Annotated in this window: 21 protein-coding genes; 5 read left to right on the top strand and 16 right to left on the bottom strand. The window is 51.7% G+C overall.

Going from position 1 to position 24,005, the window contains the following annotated elements:
* Positions 1–46: 46 nt before the first annotated feature.
* The 14 genes from HPY90_RS10660 to dpsA all read right to left on the bottom strand — a co-directional run bounded on the left by HPY90_RS10660 (position 47) and on the right by dpsA (position 18,628).
* Positions 47–2,233 (bottom strand): FtsK/SpoIIIE family DNA translocase, encoded by a 2,187-nt coding sequence (locus tag HPY90_RS10660; RefSeq protein WP_287194363.1) that lies wholly within the window; start codon positions 2,231–2,233, stop codon positions 47–49.
* Positions 2,234–2,399: 166 nt separating this feature from the next.
* On the bottom strand, positions 2,400–3,179 hold the full coding sequence (gene uppP, locus HPY90_RS10655; RefSeq protein WP_287194361.1) for an undecaprenyl-diphosphatase UppP: 780 nt from the start codon (positions 3,177–3,179) through the stop codon (positions 2,400–2,402).
* A 178-nt stretch (positions 3,180–3,357) separates the two neighbouring features.
* Positions 3,358–5,082 carry a methyl-accepting chemotaxis protein gene (locus HPY90_RS10650; RefSeq protein WP_287194359.1) on the bottom strand — a complete coding sequence of 575 codons (1,725 nt, stop codon included), beginning with the start codon at positions 5,080–5,082 and terminating at the stop codon, positions 3,358–3,360.
* A 1,092-nt stretch (positions 5,083–6,174) separates the two neighbouring features.
* Positions 6,175–6,402 (bottom strand): YlzJ-like family protein, encoded by a 228-nt coding sequence (locus HPY90_RS10645; protein WP_273699023.1) that lies wholly within the window; start codon positions 6,400–6,402, stop codon positions 6,175–6,177.
* A gap of 150 nt (positions 6,403–6,552) precedes the next feature.
* Positions 6,553–7,263, bottom strand: a complete 711-nt coding sequence (locus HPY90_RS10640) for a ClpP family protease (RefSeq protein WP_013175214.1) — start codon at positions 7,261–7,263, stop codon at positions 6,553–6,555.
* A 183-nt stretch (positions 7,264–7,446) separates the two neighbouring features.
* Entirely contained in the window at positions 7,447–10,152 is a 2,706-nt protein-coding gene (gene fdhF, locus HPY90_RS10635; RefSeq protein ID WP_287194356.1) for a formate dehydrogenase subunit alpha, read from the bottom strand.
* A gap of 112 nt (positions 10,153–10,264) precedes the next feature.
* Positions 10,265–11,821, bottom strand: a complete 1,557-nt coding sequence (locus tag HPY90_RS10630) for a DHA2 family efflux MFS transporter permease subunit (protein ID WP_287194354.1) — start codon at positions 11,819–11,821, stop codon at positions 10,265–10,267.
* 15 nt (positions 11,822–11,836) lie between these two features.
* Positions 11,837–12,298 (bottom strand): CBS domain-containing protein, encoded by a 462-nt coding sequence (locus HPY90_RS10625; protein WP_273699020.1) that lies wholly within the window; start codon positions 12,296–12,298, stop codon positions 11,837–11,839.
* Between the two features lie 45 nt (positions 12,299–12,343).
* On the bottom strand, positions 12,344–13,024 hold the full coding sequence (locus tag HPY90_RS10620; RefSeq protein WP_287194352.1) for a 4Fe-4S double cluster binding domain-containing protein: 681 nt from the start codon (positions 13,022–13,024) through the stop codon (positions 12,344–12,346).
* A 110-nt stretch (positions 13,025–13,134) separates the two neighbouring features.
* The gene (locus HPY90_RS10615) at positions 13,135–14,799 is read right to left on the bottom strand and encodes a ribonuclease J (protein ID WP_013175208.1); all 1,665 of its coding nucleotides are present in this window, start codon (positions 14,797–14,799) and stop codon (positions 13,135–13,137) included.
* Between the two features lie 232 nt (positions 14,800–15,031).
* Entirely contained in the window at positions 15,032–15,928 is an 897-nt protein-coding gene (dapA, locus tag HPY90_RS10610; RefSeq protein WP_287194376.1) for a 4-hydroxy-tetrahydrodipicolinate synthase, read from the bottom strand.
* An 85-nt stretch (positions 15,929–16,013) separates the two neighbouring features.
* On the bottom strand, positions 16,014–17,027 hold the full coding sequence (locus HPY90_RS10605) for an aspartate-semialdehyde dehydrogenase (RefSeq protein ID WP_287194350.1): 1,014 nt from the start codon (positions 17,025–17,027) through the stop codon (positions 16,014–16,016).
* 81 nt (positions 17,028–17,108) lie between these two features.
* Positions 17,109–17,699 carry a dipicolinate synthase subunit B gene (locus HPY90_RS10600; RefSeq protein ID WP_013175205.1) on the bottom strand — a complete coding sequence of 197 codons (591 nt, stop codon included), beginning with the start codon at positions 17,697–17,699 and terminating at the stop codon, positions 17,109–17,111.
* Between the two features lie 14 nt (positions 17,700–17,713).
* Entirely contained in the window at positions 17,714–18,628 is a 915-nt protein-coding gene (gene dpsA, locus HPY90_RS10595) for a dipicolinate synthase subunit DpsA (RefSeq protein WP_287194348.1), read from the bottom strand.
* A 283-nt stretch (positions 18,629–18,911) separates the two neighbouring features.
* Here dpsA and HPY90_RS10590 point away from each other — a divergent pair, with 283 nt between their 5' ends.
* From HPY90_RS10590 to HPY90_RS10580, 3 genes are read left to right on the top strand one after another with little or no spacing between them, the layout of a single operon-like run.
* On the top strand, positions 18,912–19,916 hold the full coding sequence (locus HPY90_RS10590; RefSeq protein ID WP_287194346.1) for an ABC transporter substrate-binding protein: 1,005 nt from the start codon (positions 18,912–18,914) through the stop codon (positions 19,914–19,916).
* Positions 19,894–20,646 carry an ABC transporter permease gene (locus HPY90_RS10585; protein ID WP_013175202.1) on the top strand — a complete coding sequence of 251 codons (753 nt, stop codon included), beginning with the start codon at positions 19,894–19,896 and terminating at the stop codon, positions 20,644–20,646. Before HPY90_RS10590 ends, HPY90_RS10585 begins: the two co-directional genes overlap by 23 nt.
* A gap of 4 nt (positions 20,647–20,650) precedes the next feature.
* Positions 20,651–21,361 carry an ABC transporter ATP-binding protein gene (locus HPY90_RS10580; RefSeq protein WP_287194344.1) on the top strand — a complete coding sequence of 237 codons (711 nt, stop codon included), beginning with the start codon at positions 20,651–20,653 and terminating at the stop codon, positions 21,359–21,361.
* 69 nt (positions 21,362–21,430) lie between these two features.
* Here HPY90_RS10580 and dapB read toward each other — a convergent pair whose 3' ends face one another.
* Positions 21,431–22,231: a 4-hydroxy-tetrahydrodipicolinate reductase gene (dapB, locus tag HPY90_RS10575; RefSeq protein WP_013175200.1), complete on the bottom strand. Its 801-nt coding sequence runs from the start codon at positions 22,229–22,231 to the stop codon at positions 21,431–21,433.
* Between the two features lie 204 nt (positions 22,232–22,435).
* Between dapB and HPY90_RS10570 the strand changes: the two genes are divergently transcribed.
* Both HPY90_RS10570 and HPY90_RS10565 read left to right on the top strand, forming a co-directional pair.
* Positions 22,436–22,651 carry a hypothetical protein gene (locus tag HPY90_RS10570; protein WP_287194343.1) on the top strand — a complete coding sequence of 72 codons (216 nt, stop codon included), beginning with the start codon at positions 22,436–22,438 and terminating at the stop codon, positions 22,649–22,651.
* A 76-nt stretch (positions 22,652–22,727) separates the two neighbouring features.
* Positions 22,728–23,198, top strand: coding sequence for an HAD family hydrolase (locus tag HPY90_RS10565; RefSeq protein WP_287194340.1), 471 nt, complete (start codon positions 22,728–22,730; stop codon positions 23,196–23,198).
* A gap of 9 nt (positions 23,199–23,207) precedes the next feature.
* On the opposite strand, the gene HPY90_RS10560 is transcribed toward HPY90_RS10565, so the two are convergent.
* Positions 23,208–23,477: a YlmC/YmxH family sporulation protein gene (locus HPY90_RS10560; RefSeq protein ID WP_013175197.1), complete on the bottom strand. Its 270-nt coding sequence runs from the start codon at positions 23,475–23,477 to the stop codon at positions 23,208–23,210.
* Positions 23,478–24,005 lie beyond the last annotated feature (528 nt).

The following is a 24,005-nucleotide window of genomic DNA, read 5'->3' as shown; positions in this document are numbered from 1 at the left end:
CACCCCGCCCGCCTCATACCCTCTATAAACAACTGCTTATTTAATCCTAACACATATTGTCGTTTGAGTACAGGCGCGCAAACTGTTCTTCATCTATCAATATGTCTCTTTTTTTGTTAACATCGGGCGGAGATATTATCCCGCGCTCTTCCATCATGTCCACCAAACGAGCGGCGCGAGCGTATCCTATGCGAAGCTTGCGTTGCAGCAACGATACCGAAACCTTCTGGCTCTGTAGGAAGATTTTCACCGCATCCCAAAAGAGGTCGTCCTGGTATCCTACATCCCCCATGACCATATCCATCCCGATATCTTGTTCTTCTCTAATAGGAGTGGTAAGGTTTTGCTGCCGGACAAACGCGACCACGGCTTCTATATCTGTGTCGGAGACGAATGCGCCCTGCACCCGGAAAGGCTTAGGGGCGCCTACCGGGTATACCAGCATATCTCCCCGGCCCAGGAGTTTCTCGGCCCCGGCCATATCCAGAATCGTTCTCGAATCGGACTGGGAGGAAACCGCGAAGGCGATACGTGAAGGAATATTGGCTTTAATAATGCCTGTGACCACGTCGACCGAAGGTCGTTGGGTAGCTACCACCAAATGTATCCCTGCTGCTCTGGCCATTTGCGCCAGCCTACAGATAGAATCCTCCACTTCCACCGGAGCTATGGTCATAAGGTCAGCCAACTCGTCGATAACGATGACGATAAAGGGAAGTTGTTCCCCGCTCACCTCGTTGTAGCGGTAGATGTCCCTGACCCCGGTCTCGGAAAATTTCTGGTACCGCTGTTCCATTTCCGTCACCATCCACCTCAACCCCACGGAAGCTTTCTTGGGATCCGTGATAACCGGGGCCAGAAGATGAGGTATGCCGTTGTAAACCGTGAGTTCCACCATCTTGGGGTCGACCAGCAGCAGCCTTAGCTCGTCCGGGGAAGCCCCGTACAAGAGACTGAGGATAATACAGTTGAGACACACGCTTTTGCCCGACCCCGTTGAGCCAGCTATTAAGAGGTGAGGCATGGCTGCCAGGTCCAGAATAACCGGATTCCCCGATATGTCCTCACCCAAACCCACCGCCAAAGGGCTTTCGTGTCCTTGAAATTCCGGGCTCGCCAAAAGATTACGAAGGCCTACCCTGGTTACCCGCTCGTTCGGAACCTCGATTCCGATAGCCGACTTCCCTGGAATTGGCGCCTCGATCCTTATCCCCGGGGCGGCCAGGCTTAACTGCAGGTCATCAGCCAATCCGATTATCTTGCTTACCTTTACGCCAGGGGCCGGTTGAAGCTCGTAACGGGTGACAGCCGGGCCACAGCTCACTTGATTCACTTTCACTTTGATACCAAAGTTGGCAAAGGTATCTTCCAACACTTTTATGCTCTCTTTAATATCGTTCTTGTTAAAGCCCCTTTCCGCCTGCACCGGACTCAGCAGTTCGAGCGGGGGACGCCGGTATTCGGAGTCTTCAGGGCGACTGTCCGCTTTCTTCTCAAACGCCTGTTGCGACAGCGGCTGGGCGATCCTGATAGCCACCTCTCGGTATTCTGTTTCGTCTTTCGGGCTAGGCACAGCCGCATCTTCCTTATTAACCGGAATCGGAGCGGCTGCTGGTTCCTTCGCCAACACTTCGTCCTCGTCCTCGTAAAAAAGCAGTGGCTCCAGGGCTGCCAGCCACTTCTTGACCCGCGAGCCACTCTTCGTTACCAACGCCGTTAACGGTTGATCTATCGCCATGATCACTCCTAGTGTTAGACCAAAGACCAGCACCACGTAAGTCCCGATCCTGCCCAAGAGATGCACCAACACGTAAGCCACTGTTCCACCCAGGTATCCCCCTCCCAGACCCGCAGCAGCTGCCTGTAGGCTGTCCATTCCGCCCGGAATTCTTGCAATGCTCAAGAACGTAAGAAATAATACGGAAACCAGGGCCAGGCCTCCCATACGTAAAGACCAGTACCTCTTGGCAACTAGCAGATGAAAAGCCCACAGGAACAGAAAAACCGGAACCAAAGGTAGAGCCGCTCCCGTCGCCTTTTCCAGGCCCATAATCAAATAGGTTCCGATAATCCCGATCGCTTCTTGGTCCTGAGGGTTTCCTTTATACTTTAAGGTAGCCACCATGAGAAAAACACTGAGAGCCAACAGCAAAATGCCGGATATCTCTTCGCGAACCGCGCTTCGGGCCTTTTTTTCAATCTTGGCCTGTTCCTGGGCCTGTTTCTTTTTCATGGCGTCCTCACCCCATCAAAACAATTTCGCCATGGAAGGATTTTCTCCTTCCCGTAATTTGGCAAATGGATTGGGTGCACTAACAGAGGTGTCTAAATCCAAACAAAAATAACCCTCTTAACAACAAAGAGGGTCCGGGAGACACCAGCCCACTAACTGCAAGCGTCTAGCCCCTAAAAAACGCCAGTATAAGTATACCCACGGTCCAGCAGTAGTAAGAAAACAGAGATAACCGGCCTCTTTTGACCAGGCCCATGACAATGCGAATGGCTATGTAGCTAGAAACGGCTGCGGTAACAGTCCCCACAATGTAAGGCGCAAGGCTATGGCCCGCAATACCGCTGTCCAAAATGTCTTTGCCCTCTAGGATCCCGGCCCCCAGGATAGCCGGAATCGACAGGAGAAAAGAAAACCTGGCGGCAAACTCCCGGTCCAAGCCTCGCAACAATCCGGCGGAGATGGTCGACCCAGAACGGGAAATCCCTGGAGTTATGGCAAGTCCCTGAAGCAGCCCTATAAACAAAGCGTCGCCTACAGAGGTCTGTTCAACCTCTTTTCCCCACCAAGCCCGTCTCCCGAGCTTCTCCCCAACCATCAAAAGAAACCCGGTTATTATCAAGCCCACTCCTACCACGGTCAAGGACTCAAAAGCCTGTTCAAACAAGGGCTTGAGCAATACACCTATCAGCCCGGCCGGTATGGTTCCCAGGATAATAAGGTAGACTATCCGGCTCAGCGGCTTTTTGATAATCCCCCAAACATCGCTCCAAAACGCTGCTATGACCGCAACCAGAGTACCTAAATGCAACATTACCTCGAAAGTCACCCCTGGTTGTTGGAAGCCCAGCAACTTCTGGAATATCACCAAGTGGCCCGAACTGCTGACCGGCAAAAACTCGGTTAAACCTTGGACGATTCCCAATATAACAGCATCAAGATAATTCACTTCCCAGTCCCCTCCCCGTAACTTTTTAAATTATAGCACAGACCCCGGCGCAAAATGCGTATGTTTTGTCAGTAAACCAGGGGGACGGTTCCTGCGGTTTATTTTCTGAAAATAAACCGCAGGAACCGTCCCCCTGGTTTGCCCCCGGTTGTCAATGACACGGTGTTTTAAAGAAGAATCATACCCTGAACCTGTTCACTTCTGTCGCCAAGTTCTCGGCAATCGAAGCCAACTGCTGGGCCGAAGCGGCTACCTCCTGTGAGGAAGCGGTTATTTCCTCGGTCGATGCCGCCACTTCTTCTGAGGCCGCCGAGTTCTCTTGGGCTACGGCACTTGCCGATTCTACGTTCTTCAGCACTTCGTCCTTGGACCTTACAATCTGGTCCATTCCGAGATAGGTAGACTCAATTAAGGGAGCTATTTTGTCAACAGACGACAGAATGTCCTCAAATGACTTGACCGTGTTCTCCACCGATACGGTCTGGGAAGTAATGAATCCCTCGACCTCGTTCGAGGTTTTTAGCACCTCTTCGGTATCGCTGCTGACAGAGGCGATGAGCTGTATGATCTGGCTGGTGGACCGGGATGATTCTTCCGCCAGTTTCCTTACCTCTTCCGCCACCACCGCAAACCCGCGTCCCATTTCCCCTGCCCGGGCTGCCTCGATGGCCGCGTTCAAGGCCAAAAGGTTCGTCTGGTCAGCTATTCCGGAAATGACATCGGTGATGCCGCTTATCTGCCGCACCGACCCGATGAGGCTGTTCACCTTCCCTACCACCACCTCGAAGGCTCTCTGAATCTCGCGGATAGACTGGATGAGCTTATCCATTTCCTCTTTGCCGGCCTCGACCTTGCTCGCGCTGTTGTCCGTTTCCGCTCTGACCCTCTCCAGATCCCGGTAAACCTCTTCTATGCTTTGGGTAAGGCGCCCTACGTGGCCTACAACGTTACCCATGTCGCTCGCCTGTTGGGTTGCTCCCTTGGCCACCTCTTGCATGGCAGATGCTACCTCTTGCGAAGCGGCGGTCAATTCCTCGGCCACCGCCGCCAGGCTCTGCGACTGCGAGCTGGTGCTAACGGCATTGTCTTTGACCACTTTCAAGGCTGCTTTAAGATTTTCCACTACCTGGGCCAGAGAACGGTTCATGTCGGCAAACTCGTTCTTCCCTTCGGTTTCCAGAGTAACCGTGAAATCGTAGTTACCAAGCCGCTCTAACACCCCGTTCACCTGGCTCATATATCCCATAATAATCCTTCTCAGAACATAGGTTCCGGCTACAAGAATTATGGCCAATCCTATGAAGAGAAAGATGAACGTCCTCTTTGCTCCCGCGTAAACGATATTCGCCTTATCTACCGCCTTCTGGGCTTCATCGGCGTTCAGTTTGACCAAAGCATCTATGTTCGACTGCACCTGACTCGCCGTCTGCCTTACTCTGTCAACGGACTCAACCCCCACCTGACCACCATTCTTGAACACTCCTATGATGCTTTCCGCCTGGTCCACATAATCGAGGTAACCCTTCTCGATATCTTCTACCAGCTTGCGTTGCCCTTCACCCATGGAAGACTGCTTATACTGCTCGAGAGTGCTGGCCAACTTCTCTTTTACGTCCGACACCTGACCCACAGCCGTAGCGTCATAACGCTGGGCAAAGAGCATCTGGGTCATAGCTACCCGCATGATGTAAAATTGGGTTTCAAATTCCTTTAATTGTAAAGAAGTCAGCATCCGGTCCGAATACAAAGCCTTCATGTCGTTGTTGAAAACCGCCATGTCCTTTAAAGCCAGCCATACCAGCGACCCTACTACCATAAGTGTCACCACAGCAAGCCCTGCCATAAGAGTAGATACCTTCGTGTTCCTGAACCATCCTGCCCGTTGGTTTTCAGCTTCAGTCATAGCCATTCCCTCCTCAAGTGCGGTGTTCAAACCAGAGTAGATAGGATACCGATGATGACCTCTCAGCGGCAGGGTATCAGGGCAGGCTATATGCAAGCCCCTCTCCCGACAAGTCCCGCCGCACACTACCACCCCCCTCGCTACCAAAAGATAAAAGAGCGCGCGCAGGGAAAACCCAACAATCCAGTCTCTGCATTGTGGCATCACTGCGTCTGCAAAGCGACCAAACCCCGCTCAACTGTATAACCCCTCTATCCCGAAAACCTGAGTCAAACCCGTGGTACTTGATTGCTGGTTACCAGCGCTCCTCATGTGAATCTACCCTCTCTGATGACTAAGATGATTAACTGGATTGAATTCGTAAGTTCACTCTGAGCCTAAAAAAAGACCGGCATACTGCGCCTAACCGCAGGAACCAGTTCGCAAAACCGCTTGGTCTCCGTGACAACGCACATCCCTTCTCGTGTTCCACTCAGCTTTACACGTAGGTCACTCCTGTTCGCTATAAATTCGTAGCTACGCATTTCTACGTCCTCTTCCTACAAACTGCAGCAGGGGTTCTTGTTCCAAACTCTGCTAAAGCCGGGGCTCAAAGGCTTTTTAGAGTTTACATAAAATAAGAACCAGGCCAGGATACATACTATCCGGGCCTGGTTCTTCCTTCCCCATTAGCCGATAATTCTTGCCCCTATGCCAACAAGCTCGCCACCAAATCCTGCTTACACCGGGGCAACTGCCAAACGCAAACCATACGTTATGAAATTGATTGATTGATTGATTGATTGATTGATTGATTGATTGATTGATTGATTGATTGATTGATTGATTGATTGATTGATTGATTGCAAGTTTCATGCCAGTTCGTCCTCGCCCTCTACAACGCAACCACTTTTTATCTGGGGCTGGCGAGCTACGCGCTTTTCTTTCCGTGTTTCAGTCATGATCGATCCAGTTCACAATACCCCTCTTGTGTCTCGTAAATTGATCCCACCAGTCCCAAGACCTTGGGCGATAAACTATTAAAAATTATCAGGACTTTTTTCCTTTTTATGTGACATATCATCCCATATTATGGCGTTATCTGTCAAGGAATTATTTTCCTACGATGAACAGCTTTCGGCTTATGATATTTCCCGGGGCGTACCTGGGATCGAGAAAATCCATGGGGTCAGTGCTCATCAAGCTGACGACCCGGACCTCGTCCGTGCTCAACGTTTCAACCTGCAGTATCCCGCCCGAAGGCAGCACGACCTCCGTCGTTTCGCGCTGTTCGAAAATGGGCTGGTATATGTCTTGGGGTCCCACGTAAAAGTAAACCAACCTTCCTACCTCCTCTTTCGACAGCGGTTCAACTCCACTTCTCGGCACCGAGAAAAATACCTGTCCCAAAGAACACCTTGCTTGCTAGTGGCATGTTTCGCCCGCCGGTCCGTAAAATCGACTCTCATAAATTCGTCGCCAGCGGCGGGGTTACGACAGTATGCCCTTGTGGTTGATGAGTCCTCTTAGCTTGGCCAATGCTTCTTTGATCCCGCCTACCTCATCGATGAGCCCGATGTCGACCGCGTCCTTCCCGACAAGCACGGTCCCTATGTCTCTGGCCAGTTCCCCTGTCCTGAACATCAGCTCCCTGAACTGGCTTTCCGACACCTTTGAGTGTTCTGTCACGAACCTTACTACCCTGTCTTGCATTTTATCAAGGTACTCGTATGTCTGGGGAACTCCGATGACCAGCCCTGTGAGCCGGATGGGGTGTATGGTCATGGTCGCGGTGTGGGCGATGAAGGAATAACTGGTACTGACGGCCAAAGTGACCCCGATGGAATGCCCGCCGCCCAGGACTATAGAAACTGAAGGTTTGGACATGCTCGCGATCATCTCTGCCAAAGCCAACCCCGCCTCGACATCACCGCCGACGGTGTTCAGGATTACCAGCAGGCCCCGGATGTCCGGGTTCTCTTCAACTGCCACCAGCTGGGGGATGACGTGTTCGTACTTCGTGGTCTTGTTGTTGGCCGGCAGTATCATGTGTCCTTCCACCTGCCCTACAATGGTAAGGCAGTGGATGTCGCTTCTAAACCCGGGCACCTCGGTTTGCCCAAACTCCTTTAGGTTGTCAGTTTTGCTCTCCGTTTTGGGGGGCTTTGCCGTCTTGGTTGTCTTGGGTTTTTCTTCTACCATGCCGGGCCTCCTGTTCGTATTGTTGGTATCGTCGTTTCGTTGTGCGCTATCCATCTTTACTCTAGATTCTCCCCTCTTCTCCCAAAAAATACAGAAGACGGCGAAAACCGTCCAATGATACTTGTCTTTAATTGAAAATAAGCAGAGCCGCGTTGGTGTTCAGGTGCCAGGGGAATCCTTTCACTAGGTCATCTTCTCTAGCCGGGCGGCACAAACCTTGTACTCCGGAATCTTCGCTACCGGGTCGAGCGAGTCTGCCTTGGTAAGCAGGTTAACCGCCGCTTCGGCAAAGTGGAAAGTCATGAATACTACTCCATCCTCTATCATAGCGGTTATCCTGGCCTTAACCTCGATACTGCCCCTGCGGGTAGAAAGCCTCACCGTTTCTCCGTTCTTGATCCCCAGCTGCGCCGCTAAGTTCGGGTTTATTTCCACTTCAGCTTCCGGGACATGCTGGTTCAAAGCCTGGCAGCGTCGGGTCATGGTCCCGGTATGGTAGTGGAAAAGACTGCGCCCGGTAGTGAGCACTAACGGGTATTCGTCATCGGGCAATTCTGCGGGTTCCAAGAATTCGACCGGGCTGAAAAGCCCTTTGCCCCGTGTGAACCTCCCGTCCCGGTGCAGGATGGCCGTTCCGGGATGATCCTCGGACGGACACGGCCACTGCAGCCCTTGCCCTTCTAAGCGGGCATAAGTCATTCCGGCATAGGAGGGCGTCAAACCGCGCATTTCTTCGAAGATTTCCTCTGGCGAGCTGTAGCTCATGGGATACCCCAGCCTAGAGGCCAGCTCACAAATAATCTCCCAATCTGCACGGGCCTGACCGGGAGGATCCACGGCTTTACGCACCCTCTGCACCCGCCGCTCCGTGTTGGTGAAGGTCCCGTCTTTTTCGGCAAAACACGCTCCGGGTAGAACCACGTGGGCAAACCTGGCCGTTTCCGACAAAAAGATGTCCTGGACCACCAAAAAGTCGAGATTTTTTAAAGCTTCTTCACAGTGGTTGAGATCTGGATCGCTTATCATTGGGTTTTCCCCGATGATAATCAGGGCCCTAATCTCTCCTCGATAAGCCTTTTCAACCGTTTCCGTCAGGGTGAGTCCCGGTTTACTTGAAAGTGAAACGTTCCAGGCCTGTTCGAACCTGGACCTGACAGATTCATCAGTCACCGGCTGGTAGCCGGGAAGGACGTTGGGCAACCCGCCCATGTCGCAAGCTCCCTGAACGTTGTTTTGCCCCCGCAAAGGCGCAACCCCGGTCCCCGGACGTCCGATATTGCCGGTCAGCATTGCCAGGTTACAGACGGATTTTACGTTATCGGTACCGGTGCTGTGCTGGGTCAGCCCCATGGCATAGCAGATGACCGCCGCCTCCGCCCGGGCATAAATCCGAGCCGCCCGGCGGATATCAGCCGCTGGCACCCCGGTTATGGCTTCTACGTATTCGGGCGTGTACCTCGCCACTACTTCTGCCATGGCCTCATAGCCTTCAGTGTTGGCGGCGATGAAATCGGAATCAGCCAGTCCCTCGCTGATGATGACGTTCATCATGCCGTTAAGCAGGGCCACATCGGTCCCCGGCCGGTGTCGCAAATACACATCGGCGATTTCAGCCAGATCGACACGGCGCGGGTCAGCCACTATCAGCCTGGCTCCATTTTCCAGCACATTCTTCTTGATTTTCATCCCGATGACCGGGTGATTTTCAGTGGTATTGGATCCGATCACAAAAATTGCCCTAGCATCCTTTTCGAGTTCGTTAATGGAGTTGGTCATCGCCCCGCTCCCGAATGCTGTCCCCAGACCGGCGACAGTAACCGAGTGTCAGAGGCGGGCGCAGTGGTCTACGTTGTTCGTACCCAAGACCGCCCGGGCAAACTTCTGGACCAGGTAGTTTTCCTCGTTGGTTATGCGGGCTGAAGCGAAAACGGCTATAGAATCGGGTCCGTGTTCTTCCTTTATTTTCTTCAGGCGAGAAGCCACCAGGTCCAAAGCCTCATCCCAGGACGCCTCACGAAACTCGCGGTTTTCTTTAACCATCGGCACTTTCAATCGCTCGGGCGAATGGATAAAGTCCCAGCCAAACCGCCCCTTTACGCATAAAGATCCCCGGTTGACCGGGCTCCGCTCGGAGCTGCGTTTCGAGGTCACGCCCACAACCTGTCCTTCGCGAACGTTTAGCTCCAAGGTACAGCCGGTGCCGCAGTAGCCGCAGGTAGTCAAGACCTTTTTTACCTCGTAAGCCCTACCTTTGCCCCTACTGAGCTTAGAGGTCAAGGCTCCAGTCGGGCATACCATGATACACTGGCCGCAAAAAACGCATGACGAATCGGCCAAGTTCCCGTCAAAAGCAGTGGCGATCTTGGCCTGGTGACCGCGGTTTATCACCCCGATAGCCCGGGCTACGGTAATGCTCTCGCAGGCCCTCACGCAGAGGGTGCACATTACGCACTTGTTGTAATCCCTTTCGATGAAGGGGTTGGGATCATCAACCGGGTATTCTGGCCTGCCTCCTTCTGCAAACCCGCTCTCGGCCACCCCGTAACGGTAACAGTAATCCTGCAACTTGCAGTTCCCGTTCTTCTCACAGGTCAGGCAATTGCCCCCGTGCCGGGCCAGCAGCAGTTCCAGAATCACCTTGCGGGCTTCCACCACGAGCGGGCTCTCGGTTTCCACAACGATATCGTTTTCGCACGGAGTCGCGCACGCGGCCTGAAGGGTTGGCCGGCCTTTGACCTCGACCACACACATTCTACATGAACCGGCAGGCTTGAGCTCAGGATCATAGCACAGCGTCGGTACCTCGATGCCGTGTAACCGGCACACCTCCAGTACAGTGCTTCCTTTCGGAGCCTCCAGTTGCCTTCCGTTTATAGTAATCCGCACCATTAGCCCCCCCTCCTCGACTCCATAGGGAAAACCAGTCAGAGATTCACGCCAACCCGGCACTAAGCCTCAGACGGGTGATTATTTCTATAACTAATAGCATTTGTTCTTGTGGTTATGAGTTTAACCTGGGAGATACTGGTCTCTGATCTCTTAGGAAAAAGCATAAAACCAGGGCAACAAAGCACATGCCCGCAGCCACTTCATAGCAATCAGCAATACTTTCGGCCATCGCCAAGAGCGCGACATGTTTAGTCACTACTGCCAGGCCCAAGACTTTTGCCACACCGAGAGTCCACCCCATGCTTTGAGAAATATGGGCCATCCAGGCTTGAAAACCTGCGGCTTGACTCCCCGAGAGGCTCACACCTTGGGCGAGATTGGTGAAGTGAACCGCTTGCCTCGTGTTCATTATAGTAGTGAACATAGCAATGCCGAAGGAAGACATGACCTGCCTGATTACGTTATTCAAGGAAGAAGCCCTGCCAATCAGAGTCAAAGGGACGGTGTTGGTTCCCGCCGTGGTTACCGGCATCAATGAAAGGCCCATGCCAATCGCTCTTACTACCAACAACCAGATTATCCAGGAAAACGGCGTAACTAAACTGAATCTGTGCATCATGTATGTCGTAACCGTAATTACGGCCAGGCCGGGAAGAGCTACTATTTTTGCCCCGTATTTATCGAATATACGGCCGGCTACCGGCATGGCCACGGCAGTGGCGATAGCGGACGGCATGGTAATGAGCCCTGATTTCATGGCTGACACGCCCATGACGTTTTGAAGATAAATAGGCATTAAGAAGATAGCCCCGAACATGCCGATGGAAATAACCGAGGTTATAACAAGTGAGAGCGTGAATACGAAGTTCTTGAACAACCTGAGCTCCATTATAGGCTCGGGATGGCTCAGCTCAACTATTACGAAGAAGGTCAGGGCAACCGCACTGATCAAAAGCAGGCTCAGGATAAACGGCGATGTCCAGCCTTTACTAGCACCCTTGCTCAAGGCTAGAAGCAGACAGAAGAACCCCACGCTCGAAGACAGCAACCCGTACTTGTCGAATTCTTTGCCTACTACCGAAGGGGTCTCCTCTAGGTAGGTGAAAGCCAGAAACAGGTCAAGAATGGCTACAGGGATATTTGCGTAGAATATGGTCCGCCACCCCACATAGTCAACCAGGTAACCCCCTAAAGTAGGGCCTACGGCCGGAGCTGCCATGGCTGCTATCCCCCATATCCCTAAGACGGTCCCTATTTTGTTTCTCGGCGTGTTGCGGTAGATCAGAGCCATGGAAAGAGGTTGCATGACCCCGCCACCTATGGCCTGTATGACCCGGGCTGCCACCAAGCTGGATACATTCCAAGCCAGCCCACTAAGCGCGGATCCGACAGTAAAGAGGCTCAACGCGATTATGAAAACCCTTTTGTATCCATATCTGTCCGCCAGATATCCGGCGGCGGGCATGACCACGGCCAGGCTCAGCATGTAGCCGGTCAAAACCCATTGGATACTGTCTTGCGAAGCCCCAAAAACCGTCATGAGTTTTGGTATAGCAACGTTCACGCTGCTGCTGTTAAGCAGAGCCATGAAAGTACCGAAAACAACCACTATTATCGCCGACCAGTTTACCTTTTCAACCTCTTTGACTTGAACCTGCAATGTCCTCATCCCCATAGAAAAGTTTTATAGTTCTCCCGCGGCCTCGGCTACGGCCTTTACGATGTCTTTGCGCCTTATCAAGCCTACTATTCGGCCTGACTGCACCACAGGTATCTGTTTTATGCCGTTTTCTACCATCAGACGTGCGATTTCGGGAATACTTGTGTCTTCCGTTACTGTAACCACGTGCTTGGTCATTATTTCTTTCACTTTTTTCTGCTTAACAGCGTCCGTCTTGGCAACGAAGTCCTCTTCATCTCCCACGGCCCAAAAATAACTCATGACGTCCACGACCACCGGACGGCGTTGCCGGACAGCGGCCAGTATATCACCGTCGGTAACTATCCCCTTAACCTTGTTGTCATTGTCTACCACCACCGCGCTGGTAATCCCCTCTTCCAAGAAACACCGGATGACTCCGCCCACGCTGTCGTCTGTATTCACAACTTTTACATCCTGGGTCATGATATCCTTCGCTTGAATCAAGGTAGCACCTCCCTCAAAGGCCGCATTTTACCCATACAGCACGATTTACTGGCCGTGAGGACACACCCGCATACACACCCCGCAGACTCGATAACCCAGTTCTCCCTGCCAATCCCACAGGTGCTGGTTGCACTCATGCACGTTGAGGTGGGCCTCACGGTCTCTCAGCGCGAGGTCTGTGTCCTTGATGGCCTTCACCGGACAAGCATCGATGCACCTGGTACACTTGCCGCAGCGTTCTTTGATTGGGCTGCCGGCCTTAAGAGGCGCATCGGTCAAAACCGTCACTAACCTTACTCTGGGTCCGTACTCAGGTGTGATCAACAACTGGTTCTTGCCGATCCAGCCCAAACCGGCGGCAGCCGCCACTGCCCTGTGAGACAGATAAGAAGACAAGGTTTCCTCACTCACTACTGCCGAAGCGGGTACAGGCAATGCCCGCCACCCCAGGTCTTGTAAGAAAGACGCTACTTCCAGAGCAAGGATATCCAGTTTCTGGTTGACCAGGGCGTAATGCCCGGCATATAAGGCCGTCGGACGGTCGGTTATAGTGTCTACGATTCCCCTAGAAAGTTGCTGAGCCATAACCACAGCTCGCTTCCAACCTTGGTTCTTCAATTCCACTACCATCTCTACCTCGTTGTGCTCGACATCGGCGAAACCGACCAGACTCGCACCCCACTTCGCCGCCCTGTCTATTACCATACGATCTAAATTCCCTGACACTCCCATCCCCCCAACACTCGGTGCCAGTTGATAACTTGTAGTAGTTCTATTCTACCAAAAAACTCTCCCATAAGAAGTCGAAGGCCTGGCGGGTAACGCCAGGCCTCCGGTTAAACCTCCATAATTATCGGCAGTATCATGGGCCTTCGTTTGGTCTTTTCGTACAGATATTTGCTCAAGGCTTCCCTGACGTGAGACTTGATACTGGCCCATTCGGTTGCGCCCTTCTTCTCACACACGAGCAAAGCCTCTCTGACTTTTTCTCTGGCTTCCTCGATCAACTGTTCAGATTCCCTCACGTAAACAAATCCTCGACTGACGATGTCCGGTCCTGCTATGACTGTTCCTGTTTCTTTGTTTATAGTTACTACCACTATGATGATCCCATCAGAGGAAAGCTGCTTGCGGTCGCGAAGCACGATGTTTCCGACATCTCCAACTCCTAGACCGTCAACCAGCACCCTTCCCGAAGTGACTTTCCCTATCACCCCCGCCTTTTTCCTCCCTACCTCTATCACCTGACCGTTTTCTACTACGAATATCCTGGACCGGGGAATACCCAGGTTTTCCGCCAACCGCGCGTGCTTCTTCAGATGCCTGTATTCGCCGTGAATAGGTATGAAGTAGCGGGGCCTTATCAAGTTTACCATTATCTTTAGCTCTTCTTGACTGGCGTGTCCGGAAACATGGACCCCGGTAGCCGGTCCGTAGACAACCTCTGCCCCCTGTTTGTACAGCATGTCGATAGTCCGAGCCACTAGTTTCTCGTTGCCGGGTATGGGCGTAGCAGAAATGATTACCGTGTCCCCTGGCTGAATCGAAACCCAACGGTGCTCAGCCGTCGCCATCCTGGTAAGTGCCGACATAGGCTCTCCTTGCGAGCCTGTAGTAACAATCACCAACTGGTTGTCCGGGTACCGGTTGATCAATTCCACATCAACCAGCGTTCCTTCAGGAATAGCGATGTATCCGAGCTCTCGAGCGATATTCACGTTATTTATCATGCTCCGCCCGACCACCGCCACCTTACGGTTGTACTTGCAGGCCGTATTAATTGCTTGTTGAATGCGGTGCACGTTGGAAGCAAAGGTGGTTATTATGATCCTGCCTTCACACCGCCCGAAGAGCTCATCGAAGGTGTTCCCAACCACCCGCTCCGACATCGTATAACCCGGCCTTTCCGCGTTGGTGCTGTCCGACAACATCAGCAGTACGCCCTTTTCTCCGAGTTCCGCGAACTTTCGGAAGTCCACAACCTCTCCGTCAACCGGGGTTTGATCCAGTTTGAAATCCCCGGTGTGCAAGATGGTTCCAACCGGAGAATGGATGGCGATGGCCAAAGTATCAGGTATACTATGACTTACCCGGATGAATTCCGCTTCTAACGGTCCGACATTTATTTTATCCCTGGGTTTGACGATGTTAAGCCGGGCACCCGTCAAGCCATGTTCCCGCAGCTTTGCCTCGATAATTCCTATGGTCAGCTTAGTGCCGTAAATTGGAACGTCGATCTCGCGAAGCAGATAGGGCAAGGCCCCGACGTGATCTTCGTGGCCGTGAGTTACCAAAACAGCCTTTACCTTATCCCGATTCTCGAACAGATAGGTCATATCCGGTATAACGATGTCTATACCGAGCAGTTCCTCTTCTGGGAACATCAGACCCGCGTCGATAACAACGATATTGTCCTGGTATCGTACCAGCATCATGTTCTTGCCAATCTCCCCTAAGCCGCCCAGGGGAATGACATATATCCTGTCTAACTCGATTAACACCCACCTCCAAACTTGAACCTTCGCCGCTCAATCCGTTCTACAAGCAACAGGAAATCCGAACAGTTCTTGACTATTTCATTATAGACCAAACCATTGGCCCTTACAAGCAAAGTTGCACCACGTCCACAAGCAGCGAGCAAAAGCGCAACCTGCGGTTTCAACCCGGCAATTCTGCTGTTACGAAGAATTTTACAAACAAAAAACCGGACCCAGGTCCGGCTCCCACCTTCGGCTATTTCAGGTACCCCATCTCCGTAAGCATGCGGCGAATTTGGGCTTTCTCGCTGTCCGTAGCCCCGGTTAACGGCAACCTAAGCCCGCCAACATCCAGACCCATCATGTTCAGAGCTTCTTTTAAGGGAATTGGATTGGTAGTAATGAAAAGGCCCTTAAATAGAGGAAACAACTCCCCGTGCAAGCGGCAGGCTCTCACAACTTCACCGTTAAAGAAAGCGTCGATCATCTCTTTAATACGCTTCCCCGCAATGTGGCTCGCTATACTCACTACCCCTGACGCCCCCACAGCCAGCATAGGCAAGGTCAGGGAATCATCACCTGAATAAATCGTAAAATCGTCCGGGACCAGCGTTCTCAACTGCGATACCTGGTCCAGATTTCCACTAGCTTCCTTGACCGCGACGATGTTCTCCACTTCAGCCAGCTTTTTGACCGTCTCGGGCAACAAATTCACTCCGGTTCTCCCTGGCACGTTATACAGCATCACTGGCAAATCGGTCGCCTCGGCGATAGCCCGAAAATGCTCGTAGAGCCCGTTCTGCGAAGGTTTGTTATAGTAAGGGGTAACTGCCATAATCCCATTTACCCCTAATCTGCTGGCACTTCGCGTCAGCTCCACAGAAGCATTGGTATTGTTGGAGCCGGTTCCCGCCCAAACCTCAACCTTATCCCCGACCTCTTCTTTAACCGCCGCGAACAAACTCAGCTTTTCCTCTGCCGACAATACCGGAGACTCGCCAGTTGTCCCGCAAACCACTATGCCTTCGCTGCCCGTTTCTGCCAGGTGTTTTGCCAGTCTTTTAGCTTTGTCGAGATCAACCTGCAACTGATCGTCGTAAGGAGTAACCATCGCCGTCAGAAGTCTTGACTTTAACACTCTGATCACCGCCATTCTCAAATATTATTCCCCTGACTCAAACCGACTGAAATATACAAAATATATATAGTACAGCATCGTGGTCCTTACAAAAACTTGTTTAGAAGAGGTTTTCCCGTACCACTATCTCAGCGATCTGCACGGCGTTAGTGGCCGCGCCTTTTCTGATCTGGTCTGCGGCAACCCATAGGTTAAGCCCGCGTTCGACAGAAACATCCTCCCTTATCCTCCCCACAAAAACCTCGTCTCGGAAGGAAGTATAAAGAGGCATGGGATATACCCCGGCCCCAGGATCGTCTTGCACCACCACTCCAGGCGCTTTGGCCAGTATTCCCCGCGCCTCTTCGGCCGATATCTTTCTTTCGGTTTCGATATTGATAGACTCGGAATGACTGCGGTATACTGGGACCCGAACCGTCGTCGGCGATACCCGCAGGTCTGGCAGATGCATGATCTTCCTGGTTTCCCACACCATTTTCATTTCTTCTTTCGTATATCCGTTCTCTTGGAATGTATCTATATGGGGAATAAGGTTAAACGCTATCGGGTACTGAAAAACTTCGGGTTTCTCCTCTCTCTCCTCAAGCGCTGCTCTGGTTTGCCTAGTAAGTTCTTCTATCCCTAAGATCCCGGCACCGGATACAGCTTGGTACGTAGATACCACAATTCTTCTGATTCCTGCAGCCTGGTGAATGGGATTTACGGCTACCACCATTATGATGGTAGAGCAGTTGGGGTTAGCTATAATGCCCTGATGTTGACCGACGTCGCCTGCATTAACCTCAGGAACCACAAGCGGCACGCCCTCGCGTAAACGAAACGCGTAGCTGTTGTCTATGACCACACATCCCCTTTTAACGGCTTCCGGGGCCAGTGCCTCGCTTATTTCACTCGCCACTGCCAAGAGCACGATATCTATCCCAGAAAACGCCTCCGGGGACGCCCCTCGCACTATCACATCTTCGCCTTTAAATTTAACTCGGGTACCCTCTTCTTTGGGATCAGCCAAGCATACGAGTTCCCCAACTGGGAAATCCCTTTCCTCCAACACCTTCAGCATCTCGCGTCCTACTGCACCGGTTGCCCCTACCACCGCCATCTTAACCATTGCCATGGTGAAAACCTCCTGCCTTGCTTAAACTAGAAAACTTACAAAATATTTTAGCACATGGCTTTTGACGGTAACAATACTGCTTTAAGCCGACCCTAAGAGAACAGGCTGTAGTTGCTTGCCTTGCAAAGCGGCAATTGCAGTTTCCACCATCAATTTCATGTCCGCCACTATAGAGTTGGGCTTTTCGATTGGATTGTCCTGGCGGAATGGGATGAAGTATATATTCTTGGTAGCCATAAGGATTCCCACGTTCTTGGCGTTTAGTCCCAACCCATCGTTGGTGGATACTCCGATTACTACCGGTCTCTGGTTTCTGAGATGGGCTTTGACAGCCATCAAAGCCGGGGTATCCGTGATTCCGTTGGCCAGTTTGGCTATGGTGTTGCCGGTGCAAGGAGCCACAATAACCAGATCGAGCAACTTCTGAGGCCCGATAGGCTCGGCTCCAACTATGGTATTGATAATAGGGCCACCCGTTAATTTTTGTAGACGCGCCTTTAAATCCGCAGTTCGGTAGAACCTGTTGTCTGTCTGGTCAACGCTGTACGATAAGATTGGGGTTATGATTGCTCCCTCCCGTTTCAGGTTCTCTATTTCTACCAGGACCTCCTTCACAGTACAGTGGGAACCGGTCAGCACTGTACCGACTCGAACGCCCTTTAGCCGCACCATAATCACCCCCTCCCTCACCCACATGATGTGTTTTGGTCAGCCCTCAGCAATTCCCGGAGAATAATCTGAGGGATAACCTCGGCCAGTATCCTACCTGCTGTCACCGGTGCTACCTTCCCAGGAAGTCCAGGGGCCAAAACAGCTTTAATACCCAGCAAGCTGGCCGCTTCGAAGTCAGTCCCTCCCGGTTGGGCGGCTAGGTCTATAATGAGAACGTCCGGGTTAGCAGCTTCTAACATCTCGCGGTCCAGAACCATGGCCGGCACCGTGTTAAAGATTATGTCGACCGACTGCACCAGGCTTCCTAATTCTTCAAAACCGGCTCGCCGACATCCTATTTCGTATGCCCGTGCCAGTTCGGCCGGATCTCTTGAAACCGCAGTTACGTGTGCTCCAAGATTTTTGAGCATTCTCCCCAAAGTGTGTCCTACCCGCCCGAATCCCAGCACGCAAACCTCGGATCCGTGAATAGTTATCGGCGTTTCGGCTATAGCTATCTGCAAGGCTCCTTCCGCCGTCGGTATCGAGTTGAGTATGGCCACCTCGTCCATTTCCGCTATCTCCATAAGAACCAAACGGTATTTTCTGCACCACTCGCGCAAGAAAGGCCGGGCCACACCTATGATAACCAGAGCATTGGGGGCCAGTTGTCTTATAGCCCGCTCAGTCAGTTCCAACTGCTCAGAACTGTAAACCGCCCGTACCACTCCGTTCACGTCGGTTCCGGGCATAGGCAGGATGAGAACCTCTGCGCCTCTACAGGCCTCCTCCACCGTGTTCACCACGTAGCTCCCTTGTTTCACCATGTTCCTGGGAAAACCGACAACACTGATGGTAGCGCCTAGGCGAACCAACTCCGAAATCAGGACCAGTTCTCTATCATCTCCGCCGACTACTGCTATTTTGATGCCTGAAAGCGCCGAGCTCACAAAAAAGCGCCTCCTTCATAATTTCGCTGGCAAGGTTAGTAGCAGTATATTCGTTCCGAACACAGGAGGTGCTTGTCTTTCCTTCGCCCGCCGTGAGCAAGCTACAAACCTTGGCAGAAGGGTCCTTGTCCCTTGAGTTTTCACGGTTGAGCAGGTGTTAGTCTCTGCTAAGGCAAACCTGTGACAAGGATTGTCCAACCCCTGCAGTTACACTAAAATATAGCCAGGTGCGTGTTTGGACAACGAGTCGCACAACATGATAAAAAGAAAGGAGAGGATGGGTGTGAAAAAGCTTGTTCCTTTGATGCTAGCTTTCCTGATGACCCTGGTATTGGTCACGGGTGGCGGGTGTTCCAGCCAGACCGAAAAAAAATCCCCTACTCCACCACCCGAGAAACTGACGGTTAACGTCGCGGCTTTGCGCGGACCCACTGCCTTGAGCATGGTCAAGATGATGGAATCGAAACCCGCTCTGGGCGAAGGAGTAACCGCCACCTACCAGATCCTCGAAACCCCGGATCTGCTCACTTCTAAGCTGGTATCGAAGGAAGTCGACATCGCCGCCCTCCCCACTAACATGGCCGCTTCTCTTTACAACAAAGGAGTTCCCTACCAACTGGCGGCCATGAGCTCATGGGGAGTTATGTACGCCGTATCAAACGGCGAAACGGTAAACCGCTGGGCGGATCTAAAGGGTAAGACCGTCTACGTGGTAGGCAAGGGCGCAACGCCGGATATAGTTTTTCGTTTTCTCTTGTCCAAAAACGGCCTGAATCCGGATACAGATGTGAAGCTCGACTATACACTGGACCAGGTACAAGCAGCCCAGAGCCTGATTGCAGGCCGAATCAAGCTAGCGGTTTTACCTGAGCCTTGGGTCACCCAGGCCTTAAAGGGCAGCAATACCTGCAAGGTGACACTCGACCTGCAAGAGGAGTGGAAAAAAGTGGTCGGCAAGGACGTGGCCTTAGCCCAAACCTGCCTGGTAGTAAAAAAAGACCTGGCAGCAAAACACCCGAACGTCGTTGCAGCGTTCCTGTCCGCGTATAAAGATTCCATCGACTGGGCCAATCAAAACCCGAGCGCAGCCGGTCAACTTGCGGAAAAGCTGGGGGTTGGCATGAAAGCCCCGGTAGCAGAAGCGGCTATTCCCCGGTGCAACCTGCGGTATGAAGATGCTCAAACCAGCAAACCTGCAGTCGAAGCTTTTCTTAAGGTGCTCTATGATTTTGCTCCTCAAAGCATAGGGGGTAAAATGCCTGATAATGACTTCTACTATAAAGAATAGCCTGGTCACCCTCGGTTCGATTTTTTTCTTGTTCTTGGTATGGAAGATCCTTTCTTTGGTCATCGGGGCAGAGATTATACTCCCTGCCCCGGAAACTACCATGCGCGATCTGGTTAATGCCGTCCGGTCAGCCGCGTTCTGGCAATCGGTGGAAGCCACGGTGTATCGCGGCTTGGCCGGTTTTTTGGTATCTTGTTTAGCGGGTGCCGTAACCGGCTTTCTGGCAGGATTTAATTCGGTTGTGTTCTGGGCTCTTCAGCCCTTCATGACGGTAATCCGTACAACCCCTGTAATGTCTTTCATACTTCTCGCTCTTATCTGGTTTCGCACCGAACTGGTTCCCATATTCGTCTCGTTCCTCATCGCGTTTCCCATTATATTCGATAACGTGGTCCAGGGGATAAAGAATGTCGACAGGCAGTTAGTGGAAATGGCAAGACTGTTCCGAGTCAAGCCCTGGCGTATCCTCTTCGAGCTCTATATCCCTTCCATTCTTCCGTTTTTGGCTGCAGGAACATCTTCGGCCATGGGTCTAACATGGAAAGTCATCATCGCAGCCGAGATATTGAGCCAACCGACCTTTGGGATCGGCACTCAAATGCAAAACGCCAGGATTTACCTGGAAACTGCTCGTATTCTCTCCTGGACCGTGGTTATCGTCTTCATAAGCTTTGTCTTCGAGAGCATCCTCGCTACGGTAGAACGAAAACTTAAAACTTGGGGAGAATAGAGGCATGCCGTTAAGCCTGTGTCACATTTCCAAAGAATTCGATGGGTTAAAGGTCTTGGAGGATCTAACCCTAGAAGTGAAAGAGAATACGCTCACCTGTATCCTCGGACCATCCGGATCAGGTAAAACCACCCTCCTTAACATCATCGCCGGTATCATCGAGCCCGATGCTGGGGAAATGGTAGGTTTTGCCGGTCACAGAATAAGCTATATTTTTCAGGAAACCAGGCTTCTGAAATGGAAAACTGTTCGTGGAAACCTCGATTTTGTGCTTAAGGATCATCTTTCACCTTCCGCTCGCCAGCAAACCATATCCCATTACCTGCAACTGGTAGGTCTCGAGGAATTTCAGAACTATTATCCGGAAAAGCTTAGTGGAGGCATGAAGCAACGGGTGTCCTTGGCCCGGGCGTTTGCATATCCTGCTGAAATTCTACTGATGGACGAACCGTTTGTCGGCCTCGACCTCGGGCTCAAGCTATCCCTGATGCATTCGTTTCTCGACCTCTGGCTGGCCGAACGACGTTCGACCTTCTTTGTCACCCACGACATTCAAGAAGCCTTGTTCCTGGGAGAAGAGGTGTTTGTACTCACCCATCGTCCAGGCAGAATTAAAGGCCATTTGACCATTGATGTTCCCCACCGCGAAAGAAGCCTCCAACGCCAAGAAATGGCCGACTTGCAAGAAACCCTATATCGACTTCTGACAGAATAGCCCTGATTCCAGCTTCTTGTTAAGCCGTAATGACCGGTTATCAAGTATAGCAAGCCAGATTCTTGAAAGCTAGAGCAGGTTTTCCAATCCATATACCATTCCTTTTCTGCCCGCCATCTTCTTGACCGCTAGCAACACTCCCGGCATGAATGATTCGCGGTTATACGAATCATGGCGGATGGTAAGAGCTTGTCCCGGCCCTCCAAAAATGACCTCCTGGTGGGCAACCAGCCCTGGCAAACGCACGCTGTGAACGCGTACGCCCTCCAACGCCCCACCTCTACAACCGGGGAGCTTGACCGTCTCCTGTACCGCCCGCGGAGGAATCCCAGCTAAAGCTTCATTTATCATCTCCGCCGTCTTTACGGCAGTGCCTGATGGTGCATCCAGCTTTTGATCATGATGGAGCTCGATTATTTCAACATTGGGAAAATACCTGGCCGCTTCTTTCGCAAATTTCATCATCAGTACGGCCCCAATCGCAAAGTTAGGAATCACCGCGATACCTACCTCTTTTTCTCCGGCAAGCGTCTCCAACTGCTGCAACTCGAATTCGTTCAAGCCCGTAGTACCGATTATCGCGGTTACCCCCCGCGACAGAATTGTCCGGGCATTGCTATAGACTGTGTGAGGAGTAGTGAAATCTATGACTATTTCTGGCTTGCAGTCGTCTATCATCTCTGCCACATCGTAGTGAATTGGCAGTTCCAGACCGGAAATCGCAAGAGCCTCAGAAAGCCTTTTCCCTTGACCCTTAGGATCGACAATTCCTACCAACAGCAACTCGTCGTCGCCAAAAACCGCCTTGACCGTTTCCTGCCCCATCTTGCCCAAAGCTCCAGCTACCGCTACTCGAACCCTCGCGTCCATCTTGCAAACCTCCAATCTCTTACTGACCAGCCATGCCTTGCTCCCAACGGCAGTAATTGTCGAGTCTTAACCAATAGTGTATATATTTTCACCTCCGCGTCAAGCCGGAGAACCCAATTGCCCGTGTTGTACAAACGGTGTTTTCAGTATAGAATTGATTTCAACGAGACCTTGTGAAACACGATGAGGAAGGTGACATGTGCCGTGTGGATAGGAGTTCTAAGCCCTGCCGCCTCCAAGTTGCTGGTCATCGGTTGTCTTACCGTAGCCAGTTTAGCGCTCTACATACAGGTCAGGCTAACCCCCGCTGATGACAAATCCCGAAGACGCTGGTTGTACACTTTTTATTACACGGTCATAGTTTTGGTGGCTTCACTGGTGTATTTCAGCTACCAGTATGTACGCCAAGGACACTTTTGACTTCAGGCTCAGGGGGTAAAAATATTTCGCGATCTGCAAGCTAGGAGTCAGCCGCTGAAGAAGGAGAGATGAAATAATGATGAGAGTAACCATTCCGGGACGAGGCGAGTTGGTGTTCGAACACTTGTTTCTCGATATGAATGGAACCCTGACGCTAGATGGTCAGCTGTTGCCTGGAGTCAAAGAAAGAATAGAACAGCTAAAGTCTCAACTTGAGGTCGTTCTGCTGACCGCAGATACTTTCGGAACTGGGGCCAGAGTAGCCGAAGAACTGGGCATTACCTTACAAAAAGTAAGCCCTGAAAAAGGAGGCAAAGATAAAGCCCGGCTTACAGCTTCCCTTCGTCCTGAAGGGGTAGTAGCTATCGGCAACGGCTTTAATGACTGCGAAATGATGGAACAGGCGCTTTTGTCCATCGCCGTTATAGGGCCTGAGGGATGCTGTGGCTCTACTTTGCAACACGCTGATATTGTGGTTAATAACATCTTGGACGGTCTCGACCTGTTGCTTAACCCGCTACGATTAGTAGCAACACTTCGCAACTAGATGAATCTGTCACACACTGCTGTTTTTGAGCCGAGGATGAGTTTCGTCCAGTTCTACTACTATTACCTCTCGACCTATCTTTCTTACCGTGTCCCACGGTATAATGAGTTTTTGTCGATCCACCCATAGGTTTATGAAATTGCCCTTGTTTGGTAGGATAATGGAAACCACTTCTCCGGTTTCGCAGTCGATCACGAGATCCGATTCCCCCACAGTCCCAAGCCTCATCCCGTCGTAAATGTTGACTATCTCTTTTCCAACCAGCTCGCTCAGCTTCACACTTGCTCCCCCCGTGACTTACCCCGGCCTTTCCTCCGCCTAACTTGTCTTTCTAATAAATTAATAGTCGCCGGCTTCAAGATTTATCCCCAAAGTTTTTCTCCAAATTTGAACCTACTCTTATTATCCCCGGAATGTCCTTTAGAAAACGAACACTCGGTCACATTATCAGAAATCAGTCCCCGTTTTTCCCATTTTTTTTGAGACCTGTCCTCATAACGCCTGACAGGAATAATGAACAATTCTGAGTTATAGAGTCAATCCGTGTGTATCGGCCCGGCACTCAGTTGGCTGAAATTGTAACATGCCATCGGGTTCCGAAAAAGCCAGCCGCTTATAATCAAAGACTTGAGCTGAGTGCCCGGGTTTGTGTGCATCTGCCCGAAAAATAGATCTGCGGCAGGAGTGTTAGCCGGGCGAAGCGACGTATGACGAGCTCCGGCACTCAACTAAACGACAATTTGGTTAAACAAAGGTTACTGAGACTTCCGTTGAGTGCCGGACAACACACGGCGAAACTGAGGGCTG

Source organism: Syntrophothermus sp., assembly GCF_013314835.1.
Taxonomy (GTDB): domain Bacteria; phylum Bacillota; class Syntrophomonadia; order Syntrophomonadales; family Syntrophothermaceae; genus Syntrophothermus; species Syntrophothermus lipocalidus.
Note: the sequence above shows the minus strand (reverse complement) of the source record. Positions and strands in the feature narration are given on the sequence as shown.

What these genes read in the sequence shown, in the direction of transcription:
- HPY90_RS10660 (WP_287194363.1), bottom strand. Translation starts at nt 2,233, where the DNA reads ATGAAAAAGAAACAGGCCCAGGAACAGGCCAAGATTGAAAAAAAGGCC.
- HPY90_RS10650 (WP_287194359.1), bottom strand. Translation starts at nt 5,082, where the DNA reads ATGACTGAAGCTGAAAACCAACGGGCAGGATGGTTCAGGAACACGAAG.
- HPY90_RS10640 (WP_013175214.1), bottom strand. Translation starts at nt 7,263, where the DNA reads ATGGTAGAAGAAAAACCCAAGACAACCAAGACGGCAAAGCCCCCCAAA.
- HPY90_RS10630 (WP_287194354.1), bottom strand. Translation starts at nt 11,821, where the DNA reads ATGAGGACATTGCAGGTTCAAGTCAAAGAGGTTGAAAAGGTAAACTGG.
- dapA (WP_287194376.1), bottom strand. Translation starts at nt 15,928, where the DNA reads ATGGCGGTGATCAGAGTGTTAAAGTCAAGACTTCTGACGGCGATGGTT.
- HPY90_RS10605 (WP_287194350.1), bottom strand. Translation starts at nt 17,027, where the DNA reads ATGGCAATGGTTAAGATGGCGGTGGTAGGGGCAACCGGTGCAGTAGGA.
- HPY90_RS10600 (WP_013175205.1), bottom strand. Translation starts at nt 17,699, where the DNA reads ATGGTGCGGCTAAAGGGCGTTCGAGTCGGTACAGTGCTGACCGGTTCC.
- HPY90_RS10585 (WP_013175202.1), top strand. Translation starts at nt 19,894, where the DNA reads ATGACTTCTACTATAAAGAATAGCCTGGTCACCCTCGGTTCGATTTTT.
- HPY90_RS10580 (WP_287194344.1), top strand. Translation starts at nt 20,651, where the DNA reads ATGCCGTTAAGCCTGTGTCACATTTCCAAAGAATTCGATGGGTTAAAG.
- dapB (WP_013175200.1), bottom strand. Translation starts at nt 22,231, where the DNA reads ATGGACGCGAGGGTTCGAGTAGCGGTAGCTGGAGCTTTGGGCAAGATG.
- HPY90_RS10565 (WP_287194340.1), top strand. Translation starts at nt 22,728, where the DNA reads ATGATGAGAGTAACCATTCCGGGACGAGGCGAGTTGGTGTTCGAACAC.